23 protein-coding genes are annotated in these 20,126 nt (G+C 70.6%); 14 read left to right on the top strand and 9 right to left on the bottom strand.

What is annotated here, in order from left to right; translation table 11 throughout:
- Positions 1 to 12: 12 nt before the first annotated feature.
- Complete coding sequence (locus AC5JOC_RS09645) at positions 13 to 1,584, bottom strand: ABC transporter ATP-binding protein (RefSeq protein WP_494246312.1); 1,572 nt, start codon at positions 1,582 to 1,584, stop codon at positions 13 to 15.
- Between the two features lie 99 nt (positions 1,585 to 1,683).
- On the opposite strand from AC5JOC_RS09645, the gene AC5JOC_RS09640 reads away from it, so the two are divergent.
- Positions 1,684 to 2,238: a hypothetical protein gene (locus tag AC5JOC_RS09640; protein WP_159877052.1), complete on the top strand. Its 555-nt coding sequence runs from the start codon at positions 1,684 to 1,686 to the stop codon at positions 2,236 to 2,238.
- 220 nt (positions 2,239 to 2,458) lie between these two features.
- Positions 2,459 to 3,043: an HAD family hydrolase gene (locus tag AC5JOC_RS09635; RefSeq protein WP_494246311.1), complete on the top strand. Its 585-nt coding sequence runs from the start codon at positions 2,459 to 2,461 to the stop codon at positions 3,041 to 3,043.
- A gap of 31 nt (positions 3,044 to 3,074) precedes the next feature.
- On the opposite strand, the gene AC5JOC_RS09630 is transcribed toward AC5JOC_RS09635, so the two are convergent.
- The 3 genes from AC5JOC_RS09630 to AC5JOC_RS09620 form a co-directional block, all read right to left on the bottom strand.
- On the bottom strand, positions 3,075 to 3,518 hold the full coding sequence (locus AC5JOC_RS09630) for a BLUF domain-containing protein (protein WP_494246310.1): 444 nt from the start codon (positions 3,516 to 3,518) through the stop codon (positions 3,075 to 3,077).
- Positions 3,519 to 3,826: 308 nt separating this feature from the next.
- Positions 3,827 to 4,915 carry an HNH endonuclease signature motif containing protein gene (locus tag AC5JOC_RS09625; protein WP_494246368.1) on the bottom strand — a complete coding sequence of 363 codons (1,089 nt, stop codon included), beginning with the start codon at positions 4,913 to 4,915 and terminating at the stop codon, positions 3,827 to 3,829.
- A 593-nt stretch (positions 4,916 to 5,508) separates the two neighbouring features.
- Positions 5,509 to 6,105: a hypothetical protein gene (locus AC5JOC_RS09620; RefSeq protein ID WP_139382362.1), complete on the bottom strand. Its 597-nt coding sequence runs from the start codon at positions 6,103 to 6,105 to the stop codon at positions 5,509 to 5,511.
- A gap of 58 nt (positions 6,106 to 6,163) precedes the next feature.
- Between AC5JOC_RS09620 and AC5JOC_RS09615 the strand changes: the two genes are divergently transcribed.
- Positions 6,164 to 7,528: an FAD-dependent oxidoreductase gene (locus AC5JOC_RS09615; RefSeq protein ID WP_494246309.1), complete on the top strand. Its 1,365-nt coding sequence runs from the start codon at positions 6,164 to 6,166 to the stop codon at positions 7,526 to 7,528.
- 129 nt (positions 7,529 to 7,657) lie between these two features.
- Here AC5JOC_RS09615 and AC5JOC_RS09610 read toward each other — a convergent pair whose 3' ends face one another.
- On the bottom strand, positions 7,658 to 8,503 hold the full coding sequence (locus tag AC5JOC_RS09610) for an ABC transporter permease (RefSeq protein ID WP_494246308.1): 846 nt from the start codon (positions 8,501 to 8,503) through the stop codon (positions 7,658 to 7,660).
- 191 nt (positions 8,504 to 8,694) lie between these two features.
- Here AC5JOC_RS09610 and AC5JOC_RS09605 point away from each other — a divergent pair, with 191 nt between their 5' ends.
- Positions 8,695 to 8,829 (top strand): hypothetical protein, encoded by a 135-nt coding sequence (locus AC5JOC_RS09605; RefSeq protein WP_494246307.1) that lies wholly within the window; start codon positions 8,695 to 8,697, stop codon positions 8,827 to 8,829.
- Positions 8,830 to 8,965: 136 nt separating this feature from the next.
- Here AC5JOC_RS09605 and AC5JOC_RS09600 read toward each other — a convergent pair whose 3' ends face one another.
- Complete coding sequence (locus AC5JOC_RS09600; RefSeq protein WP_085511157.1) at positions 8,966 to 9,673, bottom strand: ABC transporter ATP-binding protein; 708 nt, start codon at positions 9,671 to 9,673, stop codon at positions 8,966 to 8,968.
- A 166-nt stretch (positions 9,674 to 9,839) separates the two neighbouring features.
- On the opposite strand from AC5JOC_RS09600, the gene AC5JOC_RS09595 reads away from it, so the two are divergent.
- The 3 genes from AC5JOC_RS09595 (at position 9,840) to AC5JOC_RS09585 (ending at position 13,476) form a co-directional block, all read left to right on the top strand.
- Positions 9,840 to 11,090 (top strand): sensor histidine kinase, encoded by a 1,251-nt coding sequence (locus tag AC5JOC_RS09595; protein WP_494246306.1) that lies wholly within the window; start codon positions 9,840 to 9,842, stop codon positions 11,088 to 11,090.
- Positions 11,087 to 11,764 (top strand): response regulator, encoded by a 678-nt coding sequence (locus tag AC5JOC_RS09590; RefSeq protein WP_494246305.1) that lies wholly within the window; start codon positions 11,087 to 11,089, stop codon positions 11,762 to 11,764. Before AC5JOC_RS09595 ends, AC5JOC_RS09590 begins: the two co-directional genes overlap by 4 nt.
- 269 nt (positions 11,765 to 12,033) lie before the next feature.
- On the top strand, positions 12,034 to 13,476 hold the full coding sequence (locus tag AC5JOC_RS09585; protein WP_494246304.1) for a sugar porter family MFS transporter: 1,443 nt from the start codon (positions 12,034 to 12,036) through the stop codon (positions 13,474 to 13,476).
- Positions 13,477 to 13,483: 7 nt separating this feature from the next.
- Here the strand turns inward: AC5JOC_RS09585 and AC5JOC_RS09580 are convergent, their stop codons facing one another.
- Complete coding sequence (locus AC5JOC_RS09580; protein ID WP_192004221.1) at positions 13,484 to 14,047, bottom strand: manganese efflux pump MntP; 564 nt, start codon at positions 14,045 to 14,047, stop codon at positions 13,484 to 13,486.
- Between the two features lie 212 nt (positions 14,048 to 14,259).
- Between AC5JOC_RS09580 and AC5JOC_RS09575 the strand changes: the two genes are divergently transcribed.
- The 4 genes from AC5JOC_RS09575 to AC5JOC_RS09560 are packed head-to-tail and all read left to right on the top strand — an operon-like array spanning position 14,260 to position 17,063.
- Positions 14,260 to 14,595, top strand: coding sequence for an ArsR/SmtB family transcription factor (locus AC5JOC_RS09575; RefSeq protein ID WP_085511700.1), 336 nt, complete (start codon positions 14,260 to 14,262; stop codon positions 14,593 to 14,595).
- Complete coding sequence (locus AC5JOC_RS09570; protein WP_494246303.1) at positions 14,592 to 15,284, top strand: cation diffusion facilitator family transporter; 693 nt, start codon at positions 14,592 to 14,594, stop codon at positions 15,282 to 15,284. Before AC5JOC_RS09575 ends, AC5JOC_RS09570 begins: the two co-directional genes overlap by 4 nt.
- A 40-nt stretch (positions 15,285 to 15,324) precedes the next feature.
- Positions 15,325 to 16,080 (top strand): enhanced serine sensitivity protein SseB C-terminal domain-containing protein, encoded by a 756-nt coding sequence (locus tag AC5JOC_RS09565; RefSeq protein WP_494246302.1) that lies wholly within the window; start codon positions 15,325 to 15,327, stop codon positions 16,078 to 16,080.
- 20 nt (positions 16,081 to 16,100) lie between these two features.
- Positions 16,101 to 17,063 carry a DUF3558 domain-containing protein gene (locus AC5JOC_RS09560; RefSeq protein WP_494246301.1) on the top strand — a complete coding sequence of 321 codons (963 nt, stop codon included), beginning with the start codon at positions 16,101 to 16,103 and terminating at the stop codon, positions 17,061 to 17,063.
- 12 nt (positions 17,064 to 17,075) lie between these two features.
- On the opposite strand, the gene AC5JOC_RS09555 is transcribed toward AC5JOC_RS09560, so the two are convergent.
- Together AC5JOC_RS09555 and AC5JOC_RS09550 are read right to left on the bottom strand one after the other, a co-directional pair.
- Positions 17,076 to 17,402, bottom strand: a complete 327-nt coding sequence (locus AC5JOC_RS09555) for a hypothetical protein (RefSeq protein WP_426738671.1) — start codon at positions 17,400 to 17,402, stop codon at positions 17,076 to 17,078.
- A 152-nt stretch (positions 17,403 to 17,554) separates the two neighbouring features.
- Positions 17,555 to 17,980: an Hsp20/alpha crystallin family protein gene (locus AC5JOC_RS09550; RefSeq protein ID WP_071261327.1), complete on the bottom strand. Its 426-nt coding sequence runs from the start codon at positions 17,978 to 17,980 to the stop codon at positions 17,555 to 17,557.
- Positions 17,981 to 18,140: 160 nt separating this feature from the next.
- Here AC5JOC_RS09550 and AC5JOC_RS09545 point away from each other — a divergent pair, with 160 nt between their 5' ends.
- The 3 genes from AC5JOC_RS09545 to AC5JOC_RS09535 are packed head-to-tail and all read left to right on the top strand — an operon-like array spanning position 18,141 to position 19,945.
- Positions 18,141 to 18,425, top strand: coding sequence for a MerR family transcriptional regulator (locus tag AC5JOC_RS09545; RefSeq protein ID WP_079704638.1), 285 nt, complete (start codon positions 18,141 to 18,143; stop codon positions 18,423 to 18,425).
- Between the two features lie 43 nt (positions 18,426 to 18,468).
- Positions 18,469 to 19,638 carry a serine hydrolase domain-containing protein gene (locus AC5JOC_RS09540; RefSeq protein WP_494246300.1) on the top strand — a complete coding sequence of 390 codons (1,170 nt, stop codon included), beginning with the start codon at positions 18,469 to 18,471 and terminating at the stop codon, positions 19,636 to 19,638.
- Entirely contained in the window at positions 19,619 to 19,945 is a 327-nt protein-coding gene (locus tag AC5JOC_RS09535; RefSeq protein ID WP_494246299.1) for a hypothetical protein, read from the top strand. Before AC5JOC_RS09540 ends, AC5JOC_RS09535 begins: the two co-directional genes overlap by 20 nt.
- Positions 19,946 to 20,126: the final 181 nt, after the last annotated feature.

The following is a 20,126-nucleotide window of genomic DNA, read 5'->3' as shown; positions in this document are numbered from 1 at the left end:
GGGTGGTTCCTTTCAGATGTCGCGGCGCGAGAGCGCAGCGGATGCGGCCGCAGTGAGGGCGGCGGTGAGGGCCACGAGGGCGAGGATGACGACGATCGGTCCGAGCCCGTCCGTTCCGCCGTGGATGACGCCCTGTGCGAGGGCGACGGGCAGGAACTGGGTCCAGGCCGGCACGATGCCGCCGGTGATCAGCTGGATCGAGGAGACGACGACCGGTTCGAGGATGAGGATCGCGATCATCGTCAGAACGCCGGCGAGCTGGGTGCGGACGATGAGTCCGACCGCGAGGCCGATGACCGACAGGGCGGTGACGGCGAGGACACCGAGCCCGAACCGTGCTGCGAGGTCCGGGAGACCGAGGACGAACGGCGTCCCGGTCGCTGCCAGGGTGATCACGAGCGTGACCAGGCTGACGAGGGCGAGCACGACACCGAGGGCGGCGCCGACGAGTGCGACGGCGCCCGCCTTGGCTGCGACGATGCGGAACCGCTTCGGCGAGGCGAGGGCGGCACCGACGATGCCGCCGTAGCGGTCGTCACTCGTGCCGGCGAGCACGCCGAGCAGGGTGATCGCCAGGAGTGCGACACCGATGGAGCCGCTGCCCATCGACGCACCGAGGGGGTTGAGCGCGTCGAGTTGGACGGCGCGGGAGGCGAGGTCCAGGACGGGGAAGTCGCTCCCGAGGGCGTCGAGGCCAGGGCCGATGTCGCCGTCGGCGAGGGCGGGCATGAGGGTGACGAAGGCGAGTTGCGTGACGATGAGTCCCACGACGGCGACCGCCGCGGTGACCTTCGTCGCGGTCGTGGTGACGAGACCGATGAGTTCAGCGCGGAGCATCAGCGCACCTGCCCGTTGTCGGTGAGCTGGGCGGTTCCGGTGACCTGGAGGTAGTACGCCTCGAGGTCGCCGCCCGATGCGGCGAGGATGTCGCCCATCGACGACTGGGCCAGCGACGCGCCCGTCGGTGATGACGACCACGTCGTCCGCGATGTCCTGGACGTCGGACAGGAGGTGGGACGACAGCAGCACCGTCCCACCCGCGTCGGCGAACGCACGCAGCCGGAGTCGCAGCCACTGCATGCCCGCCGGGTCCAGGCCGTTCGACGGCTCGTCGAGGATGAGCACGGCCGGCTCGCCGAGGAGGGCTGCGGCGATCGCGATGCGCTGACGCATCCCGAGCGAGTACCCGCCGGCGGGGCGGTCGGCGTCGCGTGCCATCCCGACCTCGGTGAGGACCGCGTCGATGCGGGCTGCGTCGACCCCGATCCGCGCGGCGGCGATGCGGAGGTGCTGCCGCCCGGTGCGAGCCGGGTGGAGTCCGCCCGCGTCGAGGACGGCGCCGACGGTGCGCGCCGGCTGCTCGAGCTCGCGGTACGGGCGGCCGAGGATGAGGCCGTCCCCCGCGTCGGGACGGGCGAGTCCCAGCAGCAGGCGGATGGTGGTGGTCTTCCCGGCGCCGTTGGGGCCGAGGAGTCCGACGACCCGGCCAGGGGCGACGGTGAAGGACACGTCATCGACGCGCGGGCGACCGTGGAAGGTCTTGCGGAGCCCGCGAGCCTCGATGGGATGAGTGGAGAGGTTCATGGATCCAGCCTCGGCGCAAGCCGCTCCGGGCACCCCCGCCTGCCGCACAGTCCCGGGCTGGCCGAACGGACAGTGATCGACGACCTCTAGGCTGCTGGCATGGACACGACTGCTCGGATGCACGATCGACGTCACCGTCTCGCGCCGCGCGCGACCGTCGTGGCCACGGTGGTCGTCGTGGTCGCCGGTCTGCTCGCCGGCTGCGCGTCGTCACCGTCGCCGGACCGGACGACGGCGGCATCCGCATCGGCATCGGACTCCGCCACCCGCTCGGGCACCGGTGAGATCCGGCACGAGCTCGGCCCGCTCACCGACCGCTTCCCGCAGCTCGCCACCGCGCTCTCGGCGACCTGGATGTCGGGGACCATGGGCGACGAGCGGGTTCCGGGCCCGAGCACGTACTGGATCGATGCGGTCGTCGTCCTGGACGAGGCCGGGTACGCGGAACTGCGGGCGCTCGCACCCGGTGAGGCGGGCTCGGACGCGAAGGCGGAGCTCCCGGACCTCGACGCCGGACTCGACGACGCACTGCCGCCGGGACCGTTCGTGCGTTCGTCCGCTCTCGACGACGCCTTCTCGCAGGACGGCCGCTCGACGCAGGTGCTCCTCGACGATGCGACCAGCTCCGTGATCCTCACGAGTCGGTTCCAGTAGCGGGCGGCGCTGCCGCGTCCGCGGGCTCGCACGTTCTGCGGCGAATGACCACCGCTTCACAATCGCGGGCTCGCGGGTTTGACTGGACGCATGTCCGAACCAGCTGACACCACCGTCCCCGAGAACTCCGACGACCGCATCGCGGTGCTCTTCGACATCGACGGGACGCTCGTCGACTCGAACTACCTGCACGTCGACGCCTGGGATCGCGCGTTCGCCGATGCCGGCAGGCCGGTCGACGCGTGGCGGATCCATCGCTCGATCGGCAAGGACGGCGGTCGAGCTGCTCGAATCGCTGCTCGACGGGTCCGACGAGGTCGAGCAGTACGGCGAGCGGGCGAAGGAGTTGCACAGCGAGTACTACCTCCAGAACACCTCCCGGCTGCGGGTGATCGGCGGTGCGCGCGAGCTGCTCGGCGAGTTGGCAGGCCGCGGGATCGCAGTCGTGCTGGCGACCTCGGCTCCGGAGAACGAGCTCGAGATCCTGCGGGAGCTGCTCGACGTCGACGATGCGATCTTCGCGGCGACCTCGTCCGGTGACGTGGAGACCGCCAAGCCGGAGCCCGACATCGTCGAGGTCGCGCTCGATCGTGCGGGCGTGCCGGCGTCGCGAGCGGTCATGGTCGGCGATGCCGTCTGGGACATCGAGGCGGCCGCGCGGGCCGGTGTGGAGTGCATCGGGGTGCGCAGCGGTGGGTTCGGCGAGCAGGAGCTCCGTGACGCGGGTGCGGTCGCGGTCTACGGCGACGTCGCCGAGCTGCTCGCGAACCTCGACGACAGCCCGATCGGCAAGCTCGCGGGCTGACTGCGGGTGTGAGCGCGGGCTTGAGCGCGGCTCAGCTCCGCGTGGCGCGGCTGCGGAACCAGCGGGCGAGTTCCTGCAGGGCGCGCATGGTGGCGGTCGGGTCGTCGCGGTCGAGGTCGTCGAAGGTGTCGCGGTAGCCGTCGAGGTCTGCGGCGGAGCCGGTGTCGGCGCGTTCGAAGCCCATGGTCCAGGCGGCGAACTGGCGTTCGCGGATGGGCTCCTCGAACATCACGCGGATGCCGGTGTGACGGGGATCGGCGGCGAGGGTGACCATCAGTTCGCGGACGGCGGCCTCGGGGCCCTCGAGGACCTGGAGGAACCGGCCGTCACGGTGGACGAGCATGCCGGTGAGCTGTGCGCGGGCGTTGTTCTCGCGGCAGACGGCGAGCAGGGCGGTGAGGTCGTCGTCGCTGAACGGCTGTGTCGCCGTGCTCGCGTACACGAGTGACAGCATCTGGTCTTCGTCGGTGCCCACGTTTGGAGCCTACCCGGCGGGGTGCGGAGGTGGTCCCGGAAGCACGCCGGGGCTGCCTGCCCTTCGACAAGCTCAGGGACCGAAATGCATCCGAGCACAGTCCAGCTCGGTCACTGAGCCTGTCGAAGTGCCCACGAGGACCCCTCAACGTTCCGGGCACACCTCTCCCCGGTCACTGAGGCAGCGCAACCCGAGTGCCCTTCGACAAGCTCAGGGACCGAACCGGTTCCGGGCACACCCCTCCCGGTCACTGAGCCTGTCGAAGTGCCCACGAAGAACCCTTCGACAGGCTCAGGGACCGGCGGGGGTCAGAATGGGGCGGGGTCCGGTTCGGTCCGGTGGTGTTTGCCGTCGGGTGTCGTCCACTCGAGGACCCCGCCGGGCCCGTGGTCGAGGTTCCACCCGGGGAGGTGCTTCATCCGGTGGTGATGTCGGCAGAGACAGGCGAGGTTCCCGACATCCGTCGTCCCGCCGTCCTCCCACGCGACCGAATGGTCGAGGTCGCAGGCCCGGGCTCGCCTCCCGCAGCCCGGTGCCCGACAGGTGCCGTCCCGGAGGCGCACCGCGCGTTGCAGGTCGGCCGGGACCCGGTACTGATTCCGGCCGACGGAGAGGACCGCGCCGGTTTCCGGCTGGACGAGGATCCGGGTGAAGCTGGGCGCGTTCACCGCGATGCGGGCGGCGGTCTCCGGGTCGATCGGGCCGTAGCCGTCGAGCGTCGCCGGGGCATCGGAGACACCGGCCATGCTCAACGCCGGGACGGTGATCTGCACGGTGGGCTTGATGTGCTCCTGCACCTCGATGGGGTGCGGGAGCACCGGGCTCGACATGACGTCGTCCGGGGTCACGCCGGTGAGGGCGAGGGCTGCGAGGGCGTCGGCCTGCAGCTGTGCGCAGGTGCGGGTGTCGCCGGCCTGGCGCGATTCGGTGGCGGCTGCTTCGACGCGCTCGATGATGCCTTGCGCGATCGGTGCCGTGGTGAAGAGGTGCACCCACGCCATGCCGTCGGCGGCGGGTTCGAACTCGACCCGGCGGTCCGCCTCCGAGCGGACCGCTCGGGCGGTGATGGACTCGGGGTGGAGGCGCTCGCGCAGGACGCGGGCGCGCCTGCGGAGGTTCGCGTTGGTGGACTCTTCCGCGACCGGCAGGACCTCAGCGAGGAACACCGCCCGCCCTGCGGTCGGCACGTCGCTGAGTTGGTCGATGATCGTCTGCGCGTGCCGGGCCGAGATGCGGCCGGCCTCGAGCGACGCGAGCACGGCGGGCGCGTCGTTCACGAGGCGCTCGGCGTCGTTCGTCGCCCGCTGCACGGTCCGCTCGGGCGTGCGGGTCGCCATCGCGAGGGCTGCGCAGGTGGAGCGGCGCGAGAGCGCCTGCCGCTCGGCCGGCGGGAAGATCGCCGGGACCGTGACGTCGGCGAAGGCGTCCGCGTAGGCGGCGGAGCGGGCCAGGAGCCGAGCCTCCTCGGCGTCCAGCGTTGGCGCGCACGCCGCTGGATGTCCGCGTAGTGGTCCGAGAACTCCGCGAGCTGCGCGGCGTAGTCATCGCCAGCTCGAACTGCGGAGGTGGTGGTCTCGGTCATGACTTCAGTCCACCACGGACCACTGACATTCCAGATGCTGAGTCGAAGCGGTTGTGGAAGTTGCTCGTGGGCCCTTCGACAGGCTCAGGGACCGGAGGAGGCATACCGGATTCGCAGGGTTCACCCGCAGGCCCTTCGACAGGCTCAGGGACCGGCGAGGGTTCGCTCAGGGACCGGAGGGGGTTGCTCGGAGACCGGAGTGAATACGGGTGCACCTCTTCCGGTCACTGAGCTTGTCGAAGTGCCTGCGAGCACCCTTCGACAGGCTCAGGGACCGGCGAGGGTTGCTCAGGGACCGGCGAGGGTTGCTCAGGGACCGGCGAGGGTTGCTCAGGGACGGACGAGGGTTGCTCGGGGACCGGAGAGGGTTGCTCAGGGACCGGAGGGGGTCCGCAGCTCCCGGGCCGCTCACCGGCCCATGAGCGCCTTCACGACCTCGACCGCGGCCGGCCCGTCGAGCGACGGATGGCCCGCCCACTGCCCACCGGTGACGGATATCTCCGTCTCCGGCAGCACCACCGTCGTGACGATCACCGCGGCGACACCGGTCTCGACCGTCGCGCTGTAAGCGGTCCCTCCGGCAGCCTCGATGGTCGCATCCGGGATCGGCGTGAGCCCGGCGGCGGCGAGCTCATCGGCCGACAGCGCCTCGCTCGACTCGGGCGAGACGACGATCTCCACCGAGCGGATGTCCGCCGCATCGATCGTCCCCTCCGGCGCCTCCCAGCCACAGACGGTCCCGTACTCGTCCGCCCCGTTGTCCTCCCGCGCGACGAGCCCCGCGATGTACGGCGCGACGGCCGCCTCCACCGCCGCGCAGTCGACCTGCAGGGACGATCCGTCTCCCGAGCCCCCGCTCGACGACTCCGCCGGCACCGACGCAGCGGGCGACGCACTGCCGGCGGAGCCGCCACCGGGCCCACCGCCACCAGTGCACGCCGACAGCGCGAGCACGATCGTTCCGGACACGAGAAGCGGCAGTCCCGCCCGCTGCAACACACGCATGATGTCGACGATATGGGTTCCGGAGTAGTGTCCGGAAGAGACCGACGGGAGCAGCGCGATGAAACCGACGACCCCCACCGACAGCGATCACGGCGACCACGCCGCCGACCACACCACCGACCGCGACTGCGTCATCGCGGGTGGCGGCCCGGCCGGCATGGTGCTCGGCTACCTCCTCGCCCGGTCCGGCCTCCGCGTGACCGTGCTCGAGAAACACGCCGACTTCTTCCGCGACTTCCGCGGCGACACGATCCACCCGTCGACCATCACCTTGCTCGGCGAGCTCGGCCTGCGCGAGCGGTTCCTGCGGCTGCCGCTCAACCGGTTGCAGGCGATGGACGCCGTGATCGACGGCCTGCGGATGACGATGGTCGACTTCCGCACCCTGCCAGCACCCGACCGCTTCCTCGTCCTCGCGCCGCAGTGGGACTTCCTGAACTTCCTCGCCGAGGAGGCCGCCGCACTGCCGAACTTCGAGCTCCGCCTCCGCACCGAGGCGACCGGCCTGATCGTGGAGCAGGGCCGGGTGCGTGGCCTGCGCGCGACCACGACGACCGCCGACGCCCCAGCGACCGAAACCGACCCAGCGACCAGCACTTCCACCGACATCGAGATCCGAGCCACCCTCACGGTCGCGGCGGACGGACGCACCTCGGCACTCCGCGACGCGGCCGGACTCATCCCCGACGAGAGCGGCGTGCCGATCGACGTCCTGTGGTTCAGCCTGCCGAAGCCGGCCGACCCGCCGCCCCCGACCCTCGCCTACCTCTCGCCGCGCGGCATGGTGCTCACGATCGACCGGGGTGACCGGTACCAGTCCGGCATGGTCATCCGGAAGGGCGGCGCGGAGCTGCTCCGAGCCGAGGGCCTGCCGGCGCTCCGCCGCCGGATCGTCGATGCCGCGCCCGTCCTGCGTCAGGTGGTCGACACCCTGACCGACTGGGACCAGGTCAAACTCCTCTCAGTCCAGCTCAACCGCCTCGACCGCTGGCACCGCCCGGGCTTCATCGCCATCGGCGACGCCGCGCACGCGATGTCACCGATGTTCGGCGTCGGGGTCAACTACGCGATCCAGGATGCGGTCGCCCTGTCCAACGCGATCGCCGACCACCTCGCCGCAGGGGACGCACCGTCCGGGGTCCTCGCGGCCGTCCAACGTCGACGCGAGCGGCCGGTGAGGATCATGCAGCGCATCCAGCGAGCGGGGCATCGGGTGATCTCCCGCACGACCACGGGCGACCGCATCGCGCCGCGGTCGGTGATCCGGCTGATGCGGCTCGCCGGACCCGTCGTCCGACCGCTTGCGGCGAGGTTCATCGGGATCGGTCTCAGACCCGAGCACGTCACCACCCCGAAGCGCGAAGCGGAGAAGAAGCGGGCGCGGAGCCTCAACCTCCGACGACGGGACGGCCGCTTGTCGTAACGTGGACGCCGCAGACGCGACCTGAGCGTCTGCGCCGGCGCTGCTCCTCAACCTGGCGCCGGCGCGGCTGTGGGGCGTCGCTTCCGCCACGCCCCACAGCCGCCACCCGGCATTCCCGACCGCTGCACCTCACTCGTAGCGGAGCGACTCCACCGGATCGGCCTTGGCGGCACGGGCGGCGGGCAGGGTGCCGGCGAGGAACGCGATCACCATGACGACCAGGACGATGATCCCGAGCGACACCGGGTCGAACGCGATGAGGTCGAGGCCCGGCAGGTCGGCGAGGAGCGATCCGGACAGCGCGGCACTGATGCCGGTGCCGGCGAGCACCGCGATACCGACGCCGATCGCACTGCCGAGGAAGCCGATGAACGCGGCCTCGAGGCTGAACAACCCGAAGACCTTCCCGCTGCCCATCCCCATGGCCTTCATCAGCCCGATCTCGCGGGTGCGCTCCTGCACGGACATGAGCAGCGTGTTCACGATTCCGAAGCTGGCCGCGAGGAGGGCGATGATCGCGAAGGCGTTGAGGACGAGGACGATCCCGTCGATCACCGTCTTGATGGTGCCGAGCTGGTCCGCGACGGTCGTGCCGGTGTAGCCCGCGTCGGCCAGTCGGTCCTTCAACGCCGTGACCTGCTCGTCGGTGGCGTCCGCGCCGAACCGGATGGACGCCTGCGCGTACCGCTCGACCTGGTCGGACGGGACGCCGATGTTCTGCGTCTCGTAGAGGAGGTCGGTGAGCGCGGCGTTCGGCACGATCGAGGCGCCGGTGGGCGAAGCGAGACTCTCCTCGGCGACGCCGACGACGGTCGCGTCCACGGTGTGCTGCGTGCGCTGCGCATCCGTGATCGCGACCGTGACCGTCTGCCCGACCGCGTCCGCGTCGCTTCCGAAGCCGAGCGGTTCCACGTAGGACGTGGGGAGCACGAGCTGGAGCGTGTCGGTGTCGTCGTCGGGCTGTGCACCGTCCACCAGCGTGACGCTCTGCCCGGAGATGAGTCCCACCGACACCGACGACGTACTTCGTGCCGCCGCCCGCCTCGATGTAGTCGGTCGAGATCGACTTCACGGCCTGGACGTCGAGGACGCCGTCGATCCCGCCGAGCTCGTCGAGGTCGGTCGGTGTCAGGGCGACGACGGTCGATCCCGGCGCGCCGGCACCGGTGGCGGCGACCGCGTCCGGGTCGTACTCCTTCGGCCCGCTCGTCGCCGCACCCAACCCGCCTGCGGTCTCGGACGTCTTGGTGACGGTCATCGTGTCGGACGCGCCGACGCTCGACACCGTGTCGTCGATGTAGGCGTTGATGCCCGTGCCGAGCCCGTTGGTGAGCGTGAGCGTGAACGCCCCGACGAAGATCGCCAGGATGGTCAGGATGGTGCGGGTCTTGGACCGGAACGTGTTCGCGACGGCGGTCCCGATGAGGTCGACGGTTCTCATGCGGCCACCGCCTCGTCCTCGACGAGCAGTCCGTCGCGGATGAGGATCCGCCGATCGCAGCGTGCCGCCAGCTCCTCGTCGTGCGTGACGACGATGAGGGTGATGCCGCTCTCCCGATTGAGGGAGAAGAGGATGTCCTCCACGACGGCGCCGGTCGCCGTGTCGAGGTTGCCGGTCGGCTCGTCGGCGAAGATGATCCGCGGGTTGTTGACGAGCGCGCGGGCGATCACCGTCCGCTGTTTCTGCCCGCCGGAGAGGTTCACCGCACGGTTCCGCGCCTTGTCCTCGAGCTGGAGCTGCGCGAGTGCGGCGAGCGCCCGGCGACGTCGGTCACCGCGGCGGACGCCGGCGATCTTCATGGGGAGCAGGACGTTCTCGAGCACCGTCGCGTTGGCGGTGAGGAAGAACTGCTGGAACACGAACCCGAAGGTCTTGTTCCTGGTCGTGTTGAGGCGGCGACCGCGGAGGGTGCTCGTGTCGACCCCTTCGAGCTCGACGGTGCCGGAACTCGGTGCGTCGAGGAGCGCGAGCACGTGCATGAGCGTGGACTTGCCGGAGCCGCTCTTCCCGACGATCGCGACGCTCTCGCCGGCGTGGATGTCGAAGCTCACCCCCTTCAGCGCGTCGAACCGGTTCTGACCGCGACCGTAGGAACGCCGGACGTCCCGGACCGAGATGATCGGCGGCGCTGTGGTGCTCTGCATGGTGTCTCCTCGTCTGGGGCCGGGTGCTCCGGCTCCACTCCAGACTCGCGGCGTCGCCCGTCCGGCGCGTCCCCCACCGGCGGACACCCGTGTACCGCGTCCGTGGTACCGCGGAATGCCACGTGCGGAGGAGTCGCCGGGCGCCGGTTCCCGGCAGACTGGGCCCATGACCTCCGCGACGCAGGATCACCGGGTGCGCGATCCGCGTCGGAGACCTCCGGCGTGGGTGCACGACGTGGTCGCCGCGGTCCTCATCATCGCCTCGGCGTTCATCCCGTTCCCCAATGCGGAGTTCCGGCCGGGCAGCCCGCTCGTCGTCGCCCTGGTCGTCGCGCCGGCACTCCTGCTCCCGCTCCGCCGACGTTGGCCCATCCCGGTGCTCGCTGCCGTCATCGCCTGTTACGGTGCGGCGGCGATCACGGGGACCCTCGCTCCCGGTGTCGTGATCGCGGCCGCGATCGCGATGTTCGGGGTGGCCGTGCGCTCCGCGCGTCGGACGACCCTGATCACGGCCGTCGCGACGATGGTCGCCGTCGCCCTCCTCAGCCTGCTGGCGTCGATCGGCAGCTTCGATCCGCGGACGGTCCAGTTCGCGGTGATGATCGCGTTCGCCGCCGCAGCCGGCGACGGGACGCGATCACGCCGCGCGTACATCCTGGCGATCACCGAACGCGCGGAGCGGGCCGAACAGACCCGCGAGGCCGAGGCGAGGCGTCGGGTGACCGAGGAGCGGCTCCGGATCGCACGCGACCTCCACGACACCGTCGCCCATCAGATCTCGGTGATCAGCCTGAACGCCGGGGTGGCGTCGAGCTCCCTGGAGTCGCGGCCGGAGAAGGCGAAGGAGGCGCTCGTCTCGATCCGCCGGGCGTCACGGACGGTGCTCGGCGAGATCGGTGACCTGCTCGAGGTCCTGCGGAGCGACGGCGGGGACGCCGGCGCAGGCTCCCGTGGAACGCTGCCGCAGCCGGGACTCGACCGACTCGATGCGTTGATCGCCGAGTTCACCACCGCAGGCCTCGACATCACGACACGGATCGACCCCGACGCACCAGAGCTGTCGACCGCCACGGACACGGTCGCGTACCGCGTCGTCCAGGAGGGGCTGACGAACGCACTGAAGCACGGTCCTGAGCGTCGTGCGCACGTGCTCGTCGAGGGCGGCGACGGGAGGATCGTCGTCAGCGTGAGCAATCCGACGGCCCCCGGCGTCCCGCGTGAGCAGGCCGACGCGGCGCCGACCACCGGGCACGGACTCCTCGGCATCCGCGAGCGCGTCGCCGCCGTCCGCGGGGCCGTCGACGTCGGCGCGACCCCGGGCGGCTGGCGGCTGTCCGCGAGCCTCCCGACCGGCGAGCCGACGCACCCCGGTCCGACACACCCGGCCCCGACGCACCCCGAGGAGTCCCCCGCATGACCACCGTGCTCGTCGTCGACGACCAGTCGCTCATCCGCCAGGCCGTCGCCGACATCCTCTCCTCCGAGGCCGACCTCGAGGTCGTGGGCGAAGCCGTGGACGGCGCGCAGGCGGTGTCTCTCGCCCGCGAGTTGCGACCGGACGTCGTGCTCATGGACATCCGCATGCCCGTGCTGGACGGCATCGGTGCGACCTCGGCGATCTGCGCGGACCCCGACCTCGCGGACACCCGGGTCCTCATCCTCACCACGTTCGAGGAGGACGAGAACCTCATCGCGACTCTGCGCGCCGGCGCGAGCGGGTTCATCGGCAAGGGCTCGGAGCCCGAGGAGATCGTCCGCGCCGTGCGCGCGGTGCACGCCGGCGACGCACTCCTGTCCCCCGCCGCGACCCGGAGTCTCATCACCAGGTACGTCGTCGCTGCGGACGAACCGACGAGCCCGCGCCAGGTCCCCACCGAGCTGGCGCTCCTCACCGAGCGGGAGCTGGAAGTGTTGCTCCTCGTGGCCCGCGGACGGTCCAACCAGCAGATCGCCGACGACCTCGTCATCTCACCGCACACCTCGAAGACCCACGTGAACCGCATCATGACGAAGGTCGCCGCCCACGACCGCGCCCAGCTCGTCATCCTCGCGTACGAGAGCGGCCTGCTGCGGCCGGGCGCCGACGACTGAACCGGTCGCTCAGGGAGCAGAGGAACGCCGAGCGCAGAGGATACGACAGCCGCCGGACATCCTCAAGCGCGAACGGCGGATCGCTCTCGACCGTAGCCTCGTCCGGATAGACGAGACCCGAACCGTCTGTACCGATGCAGCTCCCTCAGCCTGGCGTCGGTGTGGTTGCGGGGCGAGGCCACGGCCCGCCCCGCAACCGCGCGGAGCCGGTACTGTCGTCGTGTCCACGTCGCCGCTCGGCACCGGGACCCAGCAGACGAGGAAGCACGATGGCCGGATCCCCCACAGCCCGACAGTCGGCGAGCACGCTGCCGGCCCTCACGCCCGGGCCGCACCGCCGCCACCTCGGCCTGATCTCGATCGTCGCCTGTTTCGGCGGCCTGCTCTTCGGGTACGACACCGGCGTCATCAACGGCGCACTGCGACCGATGACCGCGGAGCTCGGCCTCACCCCGCTCACCGAGGGTGTCGTGACGAGTTCACTCGTCTTCGCGGCCGCCGTCGGTGCGCTGCTCGGCGGGCGGGTGTCGGACGCCTGGGGCCGACGTCGGAGCATCATCGTGCTGGCCGTCCTCTTCTTCGTCGGCACGCTGGTCGTCGTCTGCTCACCGAACGTCGAGCTCCTCGTCGCCGGTCGCGTCCTCCTCGGACTGGCCGTCGGCGGTGCCTCCGCCGTCGTCCCGGTCTACCTGGCGGAGCTCGCTCCGTATGAGATCCGCGGGTCGATCACCGGCCGGAACGAGGTCGCGATCGTCCTCGGACAGTTGTCGGCGTTCGTGATCAACGCGGTCATCGGCACCGTGTTCAGCGAGCACACGAGCGTGTGGCGCATCATGTTCGCCGTCTGCGCCCTCCCGGCGGTCGCGCTGTTCGTCGGCATGCTGCGGATGCCCGAGTCACCGCGGTGGCTCGTCGACCACGGTCGCCGCGAGGACGCCCTGGACGTCCTGCGGACCGTCCGCTCCGACGACCGCGCCGTCGCCGAACTCGCGGAGGTGGAGGCGTCCATCACCGCGCAGCGCGACCAACACCGGATCGGGCTCGGGGCCGTCCTCCGCAACCCGTGGCTCGTGCGCATCCTGCTCGTCGGTGTCGGCGTCGGGATCGCCCAGCAGCTCACGGGGATCAACTCGATCATGTATTACGGGCAGACCGTGCTCGTGGAGTCGGGCTTCGACGAGAGCGCCGCGCTCATCGCCAACATCGCGCCCGGGATCATCGCCGTCGTCGGCGGCTTCATCGCCCTCACCTACATGGACCGACTCGACCGACGGAAGACGTTCGTCATCGGCTTCTCGCTCACGACCGCGTGCCATCTGCTCATCGGCTTCTCCTCGATGGTGCTCGAGCCGGGCGACCCGATGCGTCCCTGGGTCATCCTGTTCCTCGTGGTCGTGTTCGTCGGCTCCATGCAGACGTTCCTCAACGTGGCGGTCTGGGTGTACCTCGCCGAGGTCTTCCCGCTCCAGATGCGCGGCCTCGGCATGGGTGTCTCGATCTTCATGCTCTGGGTCGCAAACGGGTTCCTGGCGCTGTACTTCCCGTCCCTGGTCGACGGCCTCGGCATCACCGGGACCTTCTTCCTGTTCGCGGGTGTCGGCGCACTCGCGCTCCTGTTCGTCGCCACCCAGGTACCCGAGACGCGTGGGCGGAGCCTCGAGGCGCTCGGTGAGGACGTGTCGACCGGCGCGATCTTCACCCGGAAGCGGTGACCTCCGACTAGCCGGTGAGGTGGTCGATGAGGATCTTGACACCGATGAGGATCAGGATGACTCCACCGGCGATCTCCGCCGGCTTGCCGAAGCGCTGACCGACGCGACGGCCGATGAAGACGCCCAGGAAGGCGAGCACGAACGTCGTCAGTCCGATGAGGACGACGGCTTCGAGGATCGAACCGGGCAGGAACGCGAGCGTGATGCCGATGGCGAGCGCGTCGATGCTCGTGGCGAGCGCGAGGATGAGGAGTCGCCGGACGTCGATGCGGTCGGAGTCGACCTCGGTGTCCTCGTGGCTCGAGAACGCCTCCCAGAGCATCTTGCCGCCCACGAGGGCGAGCAGGCCGAAGGCGACCCAGTGGTCGACCTCGGTGATGTACCGCGCGAACTGCGTGCCGAGGAACCAGCCGACGAGCGGCATGACCGCTTGGAACAGGCCGAAGGTCCCGGCGATCACGAGCGCGTGACGCACGTTGAACCGCCGCATGTGCAGGCCCTTGGTGAGGGCGACGGCGAAGGCGTCGGCGGAGACGCCGAGCGCGATGAGGAGCAGCGGCCAGAACGTCATGTCGCGGGGTCTTCCTGTGATGCGTCCTGGACGCGGAGATGCGTTCGGGCGCCATGCCGCGAGGACCCGTCAACGTTGCCAGCGCGGTGCGGCGGCGGCAAGCCGAGACGTCCGATTGCCAGCGTTTCGCCTCGCCTAACGCGGCTGTTCGGGCGACCGCGAGGCTCGATTGATACAGCATTTCGTGTACTGTCGTTCGCGTGACCGACACCATGACGCCGACCGCGACCCTGACGCACACCGCCGCGCTCGCGAGGCTGGGGCACGCCCTGTCCGACGAGACCCGGGCCCGCATCCTCCTGACCCTGCGCGAGGCACCGGCCTTCCCCTCCGACCTCGCGGACGCACTCGGCGTCTCCCGACAGGTCATGTCGAACCAGCTCGCCTGTCTCCGCGGCTGCGGCCTCGTCGAAGGCGTCAAGGAAGGACGCAACACCTGGTACCGCCTGGCGGACAGCCACCTGGCGCCGGCGCTCGACGACCTCCTCCGGCTCGTCCTGGTCGTCGATCCCGCCTGCTGCTCGGGTGAGAGCTGCACCTGCGCGTGAGCACCGTCGGCCTGCCGAGCCCCCGTCTCCGCGCCCAGCTGAGCCCCGCCAGACGCGCGACGCTGCAGCGCCGGATCCGCTGGATCGTCGCGGCGACCATCGCCTACAACGTCGTCGAGGCCATCGTCGCCCTGTCGGCCGGGACCGTCGCCTCATCGGCAGCCCTCGTCGGCTTCGGTCTCGACTCGATCGTCGAGGTCCTGTCCGCCGCCGCGGTCGCCTGGCAGTTCTCGAGCCCCGATCCCCATCGTCGGGAACGGGTCGCCCTCCGGGTGATCGCCCTGTCGTTCTTCGGCCTCGCCGCGTTCGTGAGCGTCGACGCCGCCCGCTCGCTGCTCGGGTTCGCCGAGGTCCAGCACTCGACCGTCGGCATCGTCCTCGCGGCGGTCAGCGTCGTGATCATGCCGGCGTTCTCGCTGTTCGAGCGCCGGACCGGCAAGGAACTCGGCTCCGCCTCCGCCGTCGCCGACTCGAAGCAGACGCTCATCTGCTCCTACCTGTCGGCCGCGGTCCTCATCGGGCTGGTCCTCAACAGCACCCTCGGCTGGGCCTGGGCGGACGGCGTCGCCGCCCTCGTCATCGCCGGCTTCGCGGTCCGTGAGGGCGTCGAAGCCTGGCGTGGAGACGCGTGCAAGCGGCCGGTCTCATCGCTCACCTCGGAGAACACGGACACCTGCGACTGCTGCTGAGCACGCGCACCTTCCCACACGGCCGGGATACGCTGCTGGCATGCCTGCCGCCGACGACGCACCCGACGCTCCCGACATCGAAGCCCTCCTCGCCGCAGCCGCGAACGACCGCTCGAACGCCCCCGCGTTCCTGACGGCGCTCCTCGAGAGCACCGTGATCGTGGCAGGGACCGTGACCGACGACGGCATGGCGACCCTGGCTGACCTCCTCGACTCGGACGGCAGCTCGGTGCAGCCGTTCTACACCTCGAAGGCGCGCTTCCAGGAGACACTCCAGGTCGTCCCGTCGTTCGAACAGCACCTCCTCGCCCTCCCTTGCCGCGTCCTGTGGCAGATGACCCGAGGCGCGAGGCTGGTCCTGAACCCGCACTCCACGCACGGCAAGGAGTTCCTCCCCGGCGAGATCGCCCAGCTGCTCGACGGCGAGGCGGTGCTCACACCACGCGTGGTCGAGCGCGAGACCGAGGTCATGGTGGGACAGCCGGCTCGCATCCCACCAGGGATGACCGAGACCCTGACCGCGGTCCTCGCCGAGTACGGCGAGGTCGACGAAGCGGTGCTGGGCTGGAAGGTCACCCCGCAGGAGGGCGGCACGTTCGACGAGTGCTACCTCCTCGTCATCGTCGGCGCCCCGACCGCCCGTGAGACGATCAGCGGTCCGCTCGCACGCGCCCTCGCGACGTACTCGGCGAGCGTGCCGATCGACGTCATGTACGTGGCGCCTGGCGCGAAGCATCTCCTGACCAGTGTCCCGCCGTTCCATCGCCGCAAGCGAGGGTTGTTCCGGCGACGATGAGCAGTGGGCTGAGTCGAACGGTGCCCGCGGTCGCACGTGGCGCACGCGTCCTCACGATCGCCGCGCTGCTGGGCGTCCTCGCGGCGTGTAGCGCGCCGCCGTCGGGGGTGCCCACCGGGACTCCGACCGGATCCCCACCGAATGCATCGGCGGCGCTCCCACCCGCGCCGACGTCCACCTTCCCGGGGCTCGCCTGCGACGCGCTCGTCCCCGACGCGGAGGTCGCATCCTTCCTGGGCGCCGCAGCCGCGCCGCAACCGCTCACCGTCGACGACGCCCCGGTCCTGCAGGACGGCGGGACCGTCTGCGCCTGGGCCGATGAGGCGGCCGGCACCTCACTGACCGTCCGACTCGTCGGAGAGGGTGTCGACCACTGGGCAACCTTCAACCACTGGTACGAGCACACCGACTGGAGCGCGAGCGTCGGCGAGATCAACGGGACGATGTGCTCGGACGGCGCCTGCTCCGTCCACGCCCTCGACGGCGAGCGGTTCATCGAGGTCGATGCGGCAGGGGTCGACGACCCGAACGGGACGCGCACGGAGGAACTGGCTCGGACAGCGCTTGCGGCGGCCCCGGTTCCGGCACCCACCGCGCCCCCGTCGTCGTCGGCACCCACCTCGCGCTCCTGCGCCACGGCGTTGCCGGTGGACACCGCGGCGGCACACCTCGGCGCAGCCGCCACCGGCGCGAGCTACGTGAGCACCGCGACACCGAGCTACCACCTCGTGCAGGACTCGCTCCAGCGGGTCGGCGGGCTCGACTGCCGACTGCTGTCCGCGGACTCCCGCGAGCTCGTCCGGTTCACGGTGCTCCCCGGAGGTGCGTGGGTGCTTCGCGAGGACAGTCCGGTCGGCGCCGTGGATGCGGCCGGGAGCGAGCACTCGGCGCACGCTCGACGTGGCGACGACTGGGTGCGCCTGCAGGCCCCCGGGGCGAGCGAGGAGACGACTCGGGCCTTGTTGGCCGAGCTGCTCGGCTGAGCTCGACGTGCGCTAGAACACCGGCCGGTCCGCGATGGACACGAGGACCGCGGCGATCACGGTCACGACGGTCAGCGCGATGGCGACGACCCACTGCATCCGAGGCACCGCGCGTCGGATCACGAGGACCAGGTGCGCCAGGAGCGCCAGCACCGCCACCGCGGCGACCACAGTGCCGACCACCGCCGGCTCGAACACCGCGACCTGTTCCGTCGCGATGCCGTCGGCACCCGGCGCCTGGTACCAGATCATCGTGGTCTGCGTCGCCGCGACCAACAGGCCGAGTGCGGCGATCACGAGCAGGGCTGACGCTACGAGGATCCGTTGGACGCGGGACATGCCCCCAGTATGCCGACCGCCGGTCGCACACGGGCGAACGCCCCACCCACGGATCGTGGGCGGGGCGTTCGGTTCGTTCGATCCGGACGGGTGTCGATCCCGGCTCAGTGTCGATCCCGGTCAGGTCGATCCCGGTCAGTGTCGATCCCGGCTCAGGCGTTGATCGACTGCGGGTGGTCGGTCGTGGAGTCGACGGTGATCTTCCGCGGCTTCGCACGCTCGCTCACCGGGATGATCACGGAGAGCACACCGCTGTCGTAGGACGCGGTGATGCCGTCGAGGTCGACTCCCTCGCCGAGGGTGAACTGCCGCAGGAAGTGGCCGCCACCGCGCTCGCGTGCGAGCCAGCGGACACCCTCGCGACTGTCGGCCGTGCGCTGAGCGCGGATGGTCAGCTGACCTCCGTCGACGTCGACGTCGATGGATCCGGGGTCGATGCCGGGGAGGTCGGCGACCATCATGTACCGGTCGCCGTCACGGAAGAGGTCCACCGGCATGGGCCGGGGTGCGCGCACGGAGTCCAGTACGGAGGCCGCGAAGCGGTCGAGCTGGCTGATGGGATCGAGGGTCATTGCCATGGGTGTTCTCCTTCCCTGTCGCCCGATGACGGATCGGGCTCATCGATTGTCAGTGCCCGGAAGCCACAGATCCGGTGGTTCAGATCTGCACTTCGTGGTGTAGATTTTTTATACATCCGAAACCTGATCCATTGCAACCCGTTCAAAGGAAACCTCAAGCATGGCCGATCGTGACGGCGCGACACCCGTGTACGGCATCGCCGTCGCAGCCCAGCTCGCCGGCGTCCCGGAGGCGTCCCTGCGGCTCTTCGAGAGCAAAGGCCTCCTCACCCCGTCCCGGACCGAGGGCGGCACCCGTCGCTACAGTGAGGACGACATCGAGCGACTCAAGCGCGTCACCGACCTCCGCGACGACGGCGTCAACCTCGCCGGCATCGCTCGCGTGCTCGATCTCGAGGACATCAACCAGGGACTCCGAGACCAGCTCGACGCCGACCAGGACTGAGCGTCGGGTCGATCCCACCGCCGGCAGGTGGCAGCATGGAGGGATGAGCCTGCAGCGAAGCACTCCGTCCGCCCAGCACGTCGACGCCGCCGGGATCGAGGCGTTCATCACGGCCCTCGAGCACACGCCGAACGTCGAACCGCACAGCCTGATGCTCCTGCGCGGCGGGAACGTCGTCGCCGAGGGCTGGTGGGCGCCGTACTCGGCTGATCGGGTGCACCTGCTGTACTCGCTGAGCAAGAGCTTCACCTCGACCGCCGTCGGCCTCGCCGTCGAGGAGGGCCTGCTCGGACTCGACGACACGATCATCAGCCACTTCCCGGAGCTCGACGCCGAGATCACCGACCCCCGCAGCCGCGCCATGCGCGTGCGACACGTGCTCGCGATGGCGAGCGGGCACCGCGAGGAGACGATCATGCGGGCCGCTGCGATCGACCCGACGAACCTCGTCCGCGGCTTCCTGCTCCTCCCGCCCGACGAGGACCCGGGAACCGTCTTCGCGTACAACCAGCCCTGCACGTACACGGCCGCGGCGATCGTCCAGCGCGTCACGGGCGGGACGCTCACCGACTACCTGCGACCGCGGTTGCTCGAGCCGTTGGGTATCGGCGAGTTCGACTGGCAGCAGGACGACGAGGGCTTCGAGCTCGGGTACAGCGGCCTGCACGCGACGACGGAGGCGATCGCCGCACTCGGTCAGCTCTATCTGCAGGGCGGCGAGTGGGATGGTCGGCAGCTGCTGCCGGCCGCCTGGGTCGCCGAGGCGACACGATCCCACATCGCGAACGGCGACGACCCTGAGTCGGACTGGGCGCAGGGGTACGGGTTCCAGTTCTGGATGGCCCGTCACGGGTTCCGCGGCGACGGCGCCTACGGTCAGTACTGCGTCGTCCTGCCGGAGCACGACGTCGTCCTGGCGATCACCGGGCAGAGTCTCGACATGCAGGCCGTGCTGAACGCCGCGTGGGAGCACCTGCTGCCGGCCTTCGGGACCGGCGAGCGCCGCCGACGCGGAGCGCGGTCGCGAGCGTCGGACCGCCGATCAGTCGCTGCTCGCACGCCTGGCGGGGCTCGCCCTGCCGCCGCTCGACGCGTCGGACGAGACCGGCGCGGCTTCGTCACTGCGCGAGCTCGTCGGACGGACGTTCGCGGCCGCCGCCGATACCGGCCTGGCGCAGCTGACGGCGCTCGAGGTGACGGCGGGCGAGGGTGACGACATCGTGCTGGTCGTGCACGAGGGCGACGACCGGGTGGAGCTCGTCCCCGGTGTCGGCGCGTGGCGGACGCATGGACCGATCACGGCGAGTGCCGCCTGGGGCACCGGCGGCGAGGACGGAGCGCGGGTCCTCCGCGTCGACGCGATCTTCATCGAGACACCCCACCGCATGCACCTCGAGATCGACCCGGCGTCCGGCACCTTCGACGCCTGGTGGGAGACGACGCCGCTCCGGACCTCCCGTCTCGCCGAGGTGCAGCGGCCCAGCGCGGTCGTCGCAGGCGGAGGCAAGTCGTCCTGGTGAGCTGACGCGCGCTCACGCCCGTCGACAAGCTCAGGGACCGGAACGTCTCCGGTGAACCTCTCCCGGCCACCGAGGCGCCCCAACCGAGCTGCCCTTCGACAAGCTCAGGGACCGGAACGTCTCCGGTGAACCTCTCCCGGTCACTGAGCCTGTCGAAGTGCCCACGAGGACACCTCGTCCT

The organism is Plantibacter sp., from assembly GCF_059073635.1.
Note: the sequence above shows the minus strand (reverse complement) of the source record. Positions and strands in the feature narration are given on the sequence as shown.

Bases quoted from the DNA above. Each gene is read 5' to 3' on its own strand.
- AC5JOC_RS09640 (WP_159877052.1), top strand. From the start codon at position 1,684: ATGGACACGACTGCTCGGATGCACGATCGACGTCACCGTCTCGCGCCG.
- AC5JOC_RS09540 (WP_494246300.1), top strand. From the start codon at position 18,469: ATGAGCCTGCAGCGAAGCACTCCGTCCGCCCAGCACGTCGACGCCGCC.
- AC5JOC_RS09600 (WP_085511157.1), bottom strand. From the start codon at position 9,673: ATGCAGAGCACCACAGCGCCGCCGATCATCTCGGTCCGGGACGTCCGG.
- AC5JOC_RS09635 (WP_494246311.1), top strand. From the start codon at position 2,459: ATGCCGGCAGGCCGGTCGACGCGTGGCGGATCCATCGCTCGATCGGCA.
- AC5JOC_RS09590 (WP_494246305.1), top strand. From the start codon at position 11,087: ATGACCACCGTGCTCGTCGTCGACGACCAGTCGCTCATCCGCCAGGCC.
- AC5JOC_RS09595 (WP_494246306.1), top strand. From the start codon at position 9,840: ATGACCTCCGCGACGCAGGATCACCGGGTGCGCGATCCGCGTCGGAGA.
- AC5JOC_RS09545 (WP_079704638.1), top strand. From the start codon at position 18,141: ATGGCCGATCGTGACGGCGCGACACCCGTGTACGGCATCGCCGTCGCA.
- AC5JOC_RS09575 (WP_085511700.1), top strand. From the start codon at position 14,260: ATGACGCCGACCGCGACCCTGACGCACACCGCCGCGCTCGCGAGGCTG.
- AC5JOC_RS09620 (WP_139382362.1), bottom strand. From the start codon at position 6,105: ATGCGTGTGTTGCAGCGGGCGGGACTGCCGCTTCTCGTGTCCGGAACG.
- AC5JOC_RS09565 (WP_494246302.1), top strand. From the start codon at position 15,325: ATGCCTGCCGCCGACGACGCACCCGACGCTCCCGACATCGAAGCCCTC.
- AC5JOC_RS09550 (WP_071261327.1), bottom strand. From the start codon at position 17,980: ATGGCAATGACCCTCGATCCCATCAGCCAGCTCGACCGCTTCGCGGCC.
- AC5JOC_RS09645 (WP_494246312.1), bottom strand. From the start codon at position 1,584: ATGAACCTCTCCACTCATCCCATCGAGGCTCGCGGGCTCCGCAAGACC.
- AC5JOC_RS09555 (WP_426738671.1), bottom strand. From the start codon at position 17,402: ATGTCCCGCGTCCAACGGATCCTCGTAGCGTCAGCCCTGCTCGTGATC.
- AC5JOC_RS09585 (WP_494246304.1), top strand. From the start codon at position 12,034: ATGGCCGGATCCCCCACAGCCCGACAGTCGGCGAGCACGCTGCCGGCC.
- AC5JOC_RS09580 (WP_192004221.1), bottom strand. From the start codon at position 14,047: ATGACGTTCTGGCCGCTGCTCCTCATCGCGCTCGGCGTCTCCGCCGAC.
- AC5JOC_RS09615 (WP_494246309.1), top strand. From the start codon at position 6,164: ATGAAACCGACGACCCCCACCGACAGCGATCACGGCGACCACGCCGCC.